This window comes from Terribium retamae (genome assembly GCF_022347545.1).
Classification (GTDB): Bacteria; Pseudomonadota; Alphaproteobacteria; order Rhizobiales; family Rhizobiaceae; genus Mesorhizobium; species Mesorhizobium retamae.
In genome coordinates this window covers 231530-239323 of sequence record NZ_JAKREW010000005.1, presented here as the reverse complement: position 1 = coordinate 239323, position 7794 = coordinate 231530, and the positions used below count along the sequence as shown (strand labels likewise).

11 protein-coding genes are annotated in these 7794 nt (G+C 63.5%); 8 read left to right on the top strand and 3 right to left on the bottom strand.

All coding sequences use genetic code 11. The features are described 5' to 3' along the window. The 3 genes from L4923_RS08755 to L4923_RS08745 all read right to left on the bottom strand — a co-directional run. The coding region (locus L4923_RS08755; protein ID WP_239363748.1) for an NAD(P)(+) transhydrogenase (Re/Si-specific) subunit beta at window positions 1-164 on the bottom strand (164 nt) is incomplete at its 3' end. 1 nt (window position 165) lies between these two features. Then, window positions 166-591 carry an NAD(P) transhydrogenase subunit alpha part 2 gene (locus tag L4923_RS08750; RefSeq protein ID WP_425530921.1) on the bottom strand — a complete coding sequence of 142 codons (426 nt, stop codon included), beginning with the start codon at window positions 589-591 and terminating at the stop codon, window positions 166-168. Further along, window positions 591-1853 carry a Re/Si-specific NAD(P)(+) transhydrogenase subunit alpha gene (locus tag L4923_RS08745; RefSeq protein WP_239363714.1) on the bottom strand — a complete coding sequence of 421 codons (1263 nt, stop codon included), beginning with the start codon at window positions 1851-1853 and terminating at the stop codon, window positions 591-593. The genes L4923_RS08750 and L4923_RS08745 overlap by 1 nt, the downstream gene beginning before the upstream one ends. Window positions 1854-2088: 235 nt before the next feature. Here L4923_RS08745 and L4923_RS08740 point away from each other — a divergent pair, with 235 nt between their 5' ends. From L4923_RS08740 to L4923_RS08705, 8 genes are read left to right on the top strand one after another with little or no spacing between them, the layout of a single operon-like run. Then, window positions 2089-3156, top strand: coding sequence for a PilN domain-containing protein (locus L4923_RS08740; RefSeq protein WP_239363713.1), 1068 nt, complete (start codon window positions 2089-2091; stop codon window positions 3154-3156). Further along, window positions 3153-3764, top strand: coding sequence for a GspMb/PilO family protein (locus L4923_RS08735; protein WP_239363711.1), 612 nt, complete (start codon window positions 3153-3155; stop codon window positions 3762-3764). Before L4923_RS08740 ends, L4923_RS08735 begins: the two co-directional genes overlap by 4 nt. After that, a complete protein-coding gene (locus L4923_RS08730; protein ID WP_239363708.1) occupies window positions 3761-4258 on the top strand; it encodes a hypothetical protein in 498 nt (165 codons plus the stop codon). The genes L4923_RS08735 and L4923_RS08730 overlap by 4 nt, the downstream gene beginning before the upstream one ends. Before the next feature lie 3 nt (window positions 4259-4261). Next, window positions 4262-5470, top strand: a complete 1209-nt coding sequence (locus L4923_RS08725) for a type II secretion system F family protein (protein ID WP_239363705.1) — start codon at window positions 4262-4264, stop codon at window positions 5468-5470. A 12-nt stretch (window positions 5471-5482) separates the two neighbouring features. Continuing rightward, the gene (gspG, locus tag L4923_RS08720) at window positions 5483-5923 is read left to right on the top strand and encodes a type II secretion system major pseudopilin GspG (RefSeq protein WP_239363703.1); all 441 of its coding nucleotides are present in this window, start codon (window positions 5483-5485) and stop codon (window positions 5921-5923) included. A 16-nt stretch (window positions 5924-5939) separates the two neighbouring features. After that, window positions 5940-6482 (top strand): hypothetical protein, encoded by a 543-nt coding sequence (locus L4923_RS08715; protein WP_239363701.1) that lies wholly within the window; start codon window positions 5940-5942, stop codon window positions 6480-6482. Then, a complete protein-coding gene (locus tag L4923_RS08710; protein WP_239363699.1) occupies window positions 6479-6847 on the top strand; it encodes a prepilin-type N-terminal cleavage/methylation domain-containing protein in 369 nt (122 codons plus the stop codon). Before L4923_RS08715 ends, L4923_RS08710 begins: the two co-directional genes overlap by 4 nt. Next, the gene (locus tag L4923_RS08705; protein ID WP_239363694.1) at window positions 6844-7494 is read left to right on the top strand and encodes a hypothetical protein; all 651 of its coding nucleotides are present in this window, start codon (window positions 6844-6846) and stop codon (window positions 7492-7494) included. Before L4923_RS08710 ends, L4923_RS08705 begins: the two co-directional genes overlap by 4 nt. The last annotated feature ends 300 nt before the right edge of the window (window positions 7495-7794 follow it).

The following is a 7794-nucleotide window of genomic DNA, read 5'->3' as shown; positions in this document are numbered from 1 at the left end:
GATGGCTTGGCCAGCAGCAGCGTGGTGACGATGGCGATCGCCATGCCGATCATGCCGTAGAAATTACCCTGCCGGCTGGTGGTCGGATGCGAGAGACCCCGCAGCGCCAGGATGAACAGGATGCCGGAGACCAGATAAAGGAAGGAGGCAACATTGACGGTCACGTCACTTTTCCTTCTTCTTGTACATGGCAAGCATGCGCCGGGTCACCAGGAAGCCGCCGAAGATGTTGACCGACACCAGCACCAGGGCGACGAAGCCGAAGCCCGCCGCAAGGCCGGAAGCCGCGATGCCGACCGCGAGCAGCGTGCCGACGACGATCACCGAGGAGATCGCGTTGGTGACGGCCATAAGCGGCGTGTGCAGCGCTGGCGTCACCGACCAGACGACGTAGTAGCCGACGAAGATCGCCAGCACGAAGATGGCGAAGCGAAAGACGAAGGGGTCGATGGCGCCGCCCGACAGCGTGTGCGCGGCAGTACCTGCCGCATCCGCCGCGCCCTCGGGCGCGTTGGCCAGATCCTGGACGGCCATGCGAACCGCGACGCTGGCCTGATCGAGCTGGTTGAGGGCTTCCTGCAGTGCGTCCATCACGCCGTTTCCATGCCAGTTGAAGGTTTCTTCGCAGCCTTCCTGCGGGCCGCCGTCTTCTCCGTCGCGGGCTTCGCGGCCGCATTGGCAACAAGCGTCTTTGCCGGGATCGCCGCCGGCTCCTCACAGGACTCCGCCACCTTGGCGAAAGCCGGATGCACCACCTTGCCAGCGTCCGTCAGCATGGTCGCCTTCACCAGCTCGTCGTCACGCTTGATAGCAAGCTGTTTGGTTTCCTTGTCGACCATCGTCTCCAGAAAGGCGTAGAGGTTTTTGGCATAGAGGAGCGAGGCCGACGCCGCGATGCGGCCGGCCACGTTGAGATGACCGACGATCTTGACGCCATTGGCCGTGGTGACGACCTTGCCGGGCACTGCGCCCTCGACATTGCCACCGCGCTCGACGGCGAGGTCGACGAGGATCGAGCCCGGCTTCATCGAGGCGACGACAGCCGCCGAAACCAGCTTCGGCGCCGGCCGGCCGGGGATCAGCGCGGTGGTGATGACGATATCTTGCTTGGCGATGTGCTCGGCCGTCAGTGCGGCCTGCTTGGCCTGGTATTCCTTCGACATCTCCTTGGCGTAGCCGCCGATGGTCTCGGCTTCCCTGAACTCCTCGTCCTCGACGGCGATGAACTTGGCGCCCAGCGAGGTGACCTGCTCCTTGGCAGCGGGGCGCACGTCGGTGGCGGTGACTACTGCCCCGAGGCGGCGGGCTGTGGCAATCGCCTGCAGGCCGGCGACGCCGGCGCCCATGACGAAGACCTTGGCTGCCGGCACGGTGCCGGCCGCAGTCATCATCATCGGCAGCGCACGGTCATACTCGTAAGCCGCGTCGATCACAGCTTGATAGCCAGCGAGATTCGCCTGACTGGACAGCACGTCCATCACCTGCGCGCGGGTGATGCGCGGCATGAACTCCGTGGCGAAGGCAGTGATGCCGGCCTTCGCCATCGCGGCGACCTCGGCGTCCTTGCCATAGGGGTCCATTGTGGCGAGGACGGCGGCGCCTTGTCTGTAGGACTTGAGCTCGGCGGCGGTCGGGCGGCACACCTTGAGAACGACGTCCGCCTTGCCGGCGTCGGCGGCCTTGCCGATCACCGCACCGCTCCCGGCGAACTCATCGTCAGCAATGCGCGAAGCCGTACCGGCACCGGCCTCGACAACCACTTCGAAGCCTAGACCGACCAGCCGCTTGACCGTTTCGGGCGACGCAGCGACACGGGGTTCGCTCTCCGCAGGAATGAAGATGATCAGGCTCACGCTTGGCTGCCCCTCCCCGGCACGCAGGCAGCTGCGTGCCCGCCATATCGTTCATCTCTTATCACAATCCATAAAGTGGACAACATGTCCACATATGTGATTGACTGTATCCACAGAATGGACTGCGTGTCCACAAATATGACTGAGGGTACTTGTCCGACAATTGCCGATGCCATATCGATGGACAAATGGCGGTTCTGGGATGTGTAATGCCCAAGATCATGGTGCGACCGGAATGGCTTCTCGTCTGAATGCGGCGATCCGCGGCATGGATGATTGGATCGCGGGACCGGCCTCCCTGCTGGATGAATTCGCGCGCGCCAAATCCGGCAGCCGCGTGGCCGCCCGGATCGCGGATGACGGGAGTGCGCTTGAAGTCAGGCCGGCGGCCAGCCGAAAGCCTGCAGCACCCGTGCTGATACCGATTTCTCCGGACACGCAAGTGCCGGCCGCATTGCGCACCGCGGTGAATGGAAAGGTTGTTCATCTCGACATCCCTGATAGCTGGGTGATCGCGCGCCGGATCGAACTGCCTCTGGAGGCTGCTAGCCACGTCGAAGGCATCGTCACGTCGCGGATCGGCGCGCTTTCGCCATTGCCTGCCTCCGATATCTATTTCGGCCACAGGGTCCTCGGGATAAGCCGGGAGGCGCGGCAGATGACCGTCGCCGTTGCGATTGTTGCGCGGTCGCGCGTCGCTGCTGCCCTGGCCTGCCTGAATGTGGCCGAGGCCCGGCAGGTCGTGATCTCGGCGCCGGCTCCAGAAGGCGATGCCGTGGAAGTGTTGACACAGCGGCAACAAGTCACCGGCGCGCGTGGCCGGATAAAGTTTGTCCTTGCCGGCATTCTGGGCATAAGCCTGGTCGTTGCCGTCATGGCTCTGGCGGTGCGGCCGTTAATCCAGAGCAGCTATGCCGAACGCCGTGCCGCCGTGGAGATCCGGGCCGAGAAGGCGCGCCAGGCAATCGCGCTGGCGGCGACCCCGGACAAGGCTGAAACAGCGCCGGAGCAGGAGGCGCTGAATATCAAGGACGACGCGATAAGCGCTCTGGGAGCGTTGGACGATCTGGCATCGGCTTTGCCGACGCATTCCTATGCCACTGAAGTGTCCTTTGCCGATGGCCGCATGCGTCTTTCTGGTCGCACGACGGATGTGCCCGAAGTACTGACCGCGCTGGAATCGTCGGGCCGCTTCGAAGACAGCAAGCTGGTCGGATCGGCCCTGCGTAGCGAGGATGGCCTTACCTCTGAGTTCGAGGTCGACACCCGCCCGCTCATTCGCACGGGAGGTTCCCAGCGATGAGGACGACACCCCTGTGGCGCGACACGCGGCTTCAATCCCTGACCGTCATGGCCCTGCTGGTCGCGGGAGCCCTTGTACTCATCGCCGATACGCTGCTGTTCTGGCGCGCGGAGGTGGGCACGCTGGCGCTCCATGAGGAACGCACCGTCTTGCTCGAACGCAAGGCGTCCGCTTCCCCTGCTCCGCAGGGGGCGGACCATGCGTCTGATCCCGGCGATGGCAAGATTCTTCTCGATGCCCAGACCAGTGGCCTCGTTTCGGCCGAGTTCCAGCGCCTACTCTCCAATCGTGCGGAACGTGTGGGCGCCGTTATCCGGCGCGTCGATGTTCCCCCAGATGGCCAGGTCGCGAATATGAGCGACCCCCAATTGGAGTCTTTGGAACGCATCCGTTTGACTGCCGATATCGAGGTTATGGAGCAATCGCTGCCCGATCTCATGTATGCCATAGAGGCAGGTTCGCCCGTCATGGTCGTTGATAGCTTCAGGCTTAGGTTGAACCGAAAGGTAGATATCCTGGGGGGAGATCAGACCTCAAGTTCCATGGATCGGCCATTGTCGCTGGACGTCACGCTCTCGGCCTTCCGGGAGAAGGGACCTCGGTCATGATGACCATGCTGCGCGTGACAATGATGCTCGCCGCCATCGCGGTCTCTTCGAGCCTATGCTTCGGTACGGAAGCGCTATCGGTCAGGAAACGCCCGCTGAGCGACTATGTAGCGCTTCGGGATCGGCCCCTGTTCTCGCCGAACCGGAGTGCCCCGGTCGCGTTCGTTGCCCCCGAGCCAGAACCCGTCGTCGTGCAGCCCGAGCCCGAGCCCGAACCCGAGCCGCCACCGGCCGCAGCGCCCGATTGGCAATTGGTTGGCATCGTACGGTCGTCAAGGCTCAACAGCGCGACCTTCACCGCTCCTGCCGAGACGGCGGCGTTCACGCTGCGCACGGGGGAAAGCCGCGAAGGTTGGACCTTGACGGCAGTCGGCCAGTTTGAAGTCAAGCTCGATGGCGCGGGAGGACGCGCCTCGCTGCAGTTCTCCAAAGAGCCCAGCGGTGGACAAATGTTTCCGCCGGACGAGCCGCCACCCACACTTTCTGGCGGTTGATCCATGGGCTCCGTAGCATTCGCATACAAGGCTTTGAATGGTGGGGGCCGTATCGAAATCGGGCAGATCGATGCGTCCGATGCCGACGATGCTGCCCAGAAGCTCGGCGCGCGCGGGCTGATCCCCGTCAGTATCGAACAGAGCAAGCAGTCTGCGTCGCGCGCACCTCTGTTTTCGACCCGTATACCGGCGGCGCAGGTCACGCGGCTGCTCTCCGATCTCTCGATCATGCTGAATGCGGGGATCCGGGTCGACGAAGCGCTGGCGATCATGGAAAAGGAATTCGACAGCGGCAAGCTTCAGCCGGTGGTTGCGGGCATTCGCACCGGCTTGGCGTCGGGCGAGTCATTCTCCAGTGCGCTGGAAGCCTGGCCTGCTCTTTTCCCGGGGTTCCAGGTCGCTATGGTTCGTGTCGCGGAGACCTCCGGTAAGTTGCCCACCCTCCTGTCGCGCATCGTGCAGGAGCGCCAGCATTTCGAGGCATTGCAGGCCAAGGTCAGCGAGGCGCTGCGGTATCCGGCAGTCCTGTTTGCCGGCACGATCTGCGTACTGGTCTTCTTCCTGGTGGGGGTCGTTCCCCAGTTCGAACCGATGATCATGCAGGGCAGCAAGGAGGACACACTGATGGTGGTGATGTTCGCGATCTCGAATTTCCTGCGCGCTTATGGGCTGGTCCTTTTGCTTGCGGCGTCGATGCTCGTATTGCTGGGGTTCGTGGCGGCGCGGCGCGGCCTTCTCTCAGCATGGCTTTGGGCTTTCGCCAAGAAACTTCCCCTTTTGTCGGAGATCCCGGGGAGCTATCGGACGGGGCGCTTCGCCCGTCTCCTGGGCATCATGGTCGAAACCGGCGTGGCGGTTCCTGTGGCTTTCAAGCTCATCAGCGATACCATCGACCACGGCGAGGCCGCCCGGGCACGCGCGCAGCAGGCGTCCGACGCGCTGAGGCAAGGGAATAGGCTGGGCCATGCGCTTGAGATTCTTCATCTTCCCCCGCTAGCGGTGCGCATGTTGAGGCTCGGCGAGCAAAGCGGGGAACTCGCGGGGTTGGCCTATCGCGTCGCCGACTTCTATGAAGTGCGGCTGGAGCGTTCGCTGTCCCGTATCGTCGGGCTTGTCGGCCCCGCCGCGGTGGCAACCATCAGTATTTTGATCGGTGGAATGATCGTGTCGATCATGTCCACCCTCATGTCTTTCAACGACATGGTCCGCTAGGAGGCTGTTTGCATGAACGTTCATTTCGCAGTTGGTCCCAATTTCATGCAGCGCAAGCGTGTCCGGCGCCGCAGGGCAGGCTTTACGCTGATCGAGATGCTGGTCGTGCTGGCCATCATCGGCCTGATCGCGGCGCTCGTCGGTCCTCGTGTTCTCGCGCAGTTGTCCGACTCGCGCGAGCGCGCGGCGAAGCTTCAGATCGAGGCGTTTTCCAGCGCGCTGGACATCTTTTACATCGATGTCGGACGCTATCCGGTGCAGGCCGAGGGCCTGGGCGCCCTGGTGCGCAAACCCTCGACCATCCAAGTCTGGAACGGGCCATACCTTCGCGGCGAGAACGTTCCGCTCGACCCGTGGGGCAATGAATACAAGTACGCGAGCGATGGAAAGACGTTCAACATCACAACCGACGGGCTTGGTGGGCGCGGCTCCAATGCGTCCGGCCAGCCCTAGAGCATTTTGTAGCCAAGTGGAATCACCTGGCGTTACAAAAATGCGGCGAAAACAAAAGCTTAGAGCGTTTCCGGGTTTCCGTGAAAAACGGAAACGCTCTAAGGACAACAGCAACCGCAAAACGGCGCAGCGCGGTGTCGTGCTGCTCGACGTGGTCGCGGCGCTTGCAATCGTCGCCCTCGCGGCCTTCGTTGTGATGCCGCGCCCGCGTTCCAGCATCGGGGCTGCCGAGCTTTCTGCCGAGGCGGTTCGCGTCAGCGGGGAATTCCGCAAAGGCAGGGCGAAGGCGCTGACCACGGGGAGCGTTTCCGACGTGACGGTCGATCCGGGAAACAAACGCATACATGTTGATGGCGCCAATCCGATCTCGATCAAGGATGGGGTGGACATGAACTGGGTCACGTCGGACCGGTGTCCCATACGAAGCGGAACCAGAGCCTTGCGCTTTCTTGCCGACGGACGATCCTGCGGCGGCGTCATGACGCTTTCCGCCGCCGGCCGGAAGATTGAACTGCGCGTCGACTGGTTAACCGGCCGCGTGGAAATGAGCCCGAAATGACGGCGCGGCGCAGACGCGGCTTCACGCTGATCGAGGTGCTGGCCTCGCTTGCCGTCGCCGTGTTGCTGATCATCCCGATCGCGCGCTTGATCGCGGGCACCGCAGGTGCGTTTGCGGGGCTGGAGCGATCGACCGAACGCCGTGTCGGCATGCAGGCTGCCATGGCGGCCGCGATGACCCTTAACCCGTTGCGAACGGGCCGGAGCGTGATCGGACGTTTCACGGTCATCGTGGAACCGCGCCGCTTCGAACGCGATGCTGCGTTGGCGCAGGCTGGATGGCGGCTTTATTCCGTCACCGTTCGCAGCACTGACGGATCGGAGGACGACGTGATGCAGACCGTGCGCCTCGGCAAGCTGCAATGACGAAGAAACGCGCCGCTCGGGCCGGCTTCACGCTGATCGAGGCCCTGGCTTCACTGGTGCTCGCGACGATGCTGTTCGGTGGCCTGGCACTTTACACCGGAACCTGGCTACGCCACTGGCAGGGGATGATCGCCAGAGGCGGGCAGGAGGACACGGTGTCGGTGATCCTCGACCGGATGGTCGAGGACCTGGAGGCGGCGCAGCCTGGCTATTCCAACTCGGAAGGGCCCGCTGCCGTCCGCTTCACCGGCCATGCCGACAAGATCACCTTCGTGCGCCCGGCGCTTGGCTACGAGCCGCGCGCGGGACTCGACGACATCACCTATTCGATGGGTCGGGCCGGAGCCGATGAGGCCCTCATCCGTGCCCGCCGCGATCAAACCAAGGGCGAGGACGGCGAGGATCTTCCGCTGGTGCGCGGCGATCTGAAGCTTTCATTCAGCTATGCCGGGCCGGACGGCAGGCTCAGCCCCGAATGGATAAGCACCAACCGCATGCCGTCGCTCGTCCGCATCGAGATATCCGGCAGTTCTCCCCGTCCCTGGCGGCAATGGGCCTATGCGCGGTTGCGCGTCGAACTGCCCGCGCGTTGCGGCGCGGCCCAAGCGCTCGCGCCGTGCCTGCAGCGCTACGGCATCGGCTTGTGAACTCCGCAGAACCGTACGATTGGCGCCGGAAATAACGAGATGATTTCGCGTCGCTGATCAGGCTGCCAGGACTCAACCTTGTCGCCGACGGGCCTTGGTACGTCTCGTCCAGATGCCACTGCCAGCGACGATGTGCTTGCGACGGTTGAAGCGTTCGAGAAGCTCCGGCGAGGGTGAATGATCCTGCATCGGCTCCAGAGCGGAGCGGCGATCACACCCCGTACCGTAGATAGCACCTGGTTGATCGCCGAGGCCTCCTGCTCCTTCGACGGAAAGCCATGACATTCAATCCAGCCGGCA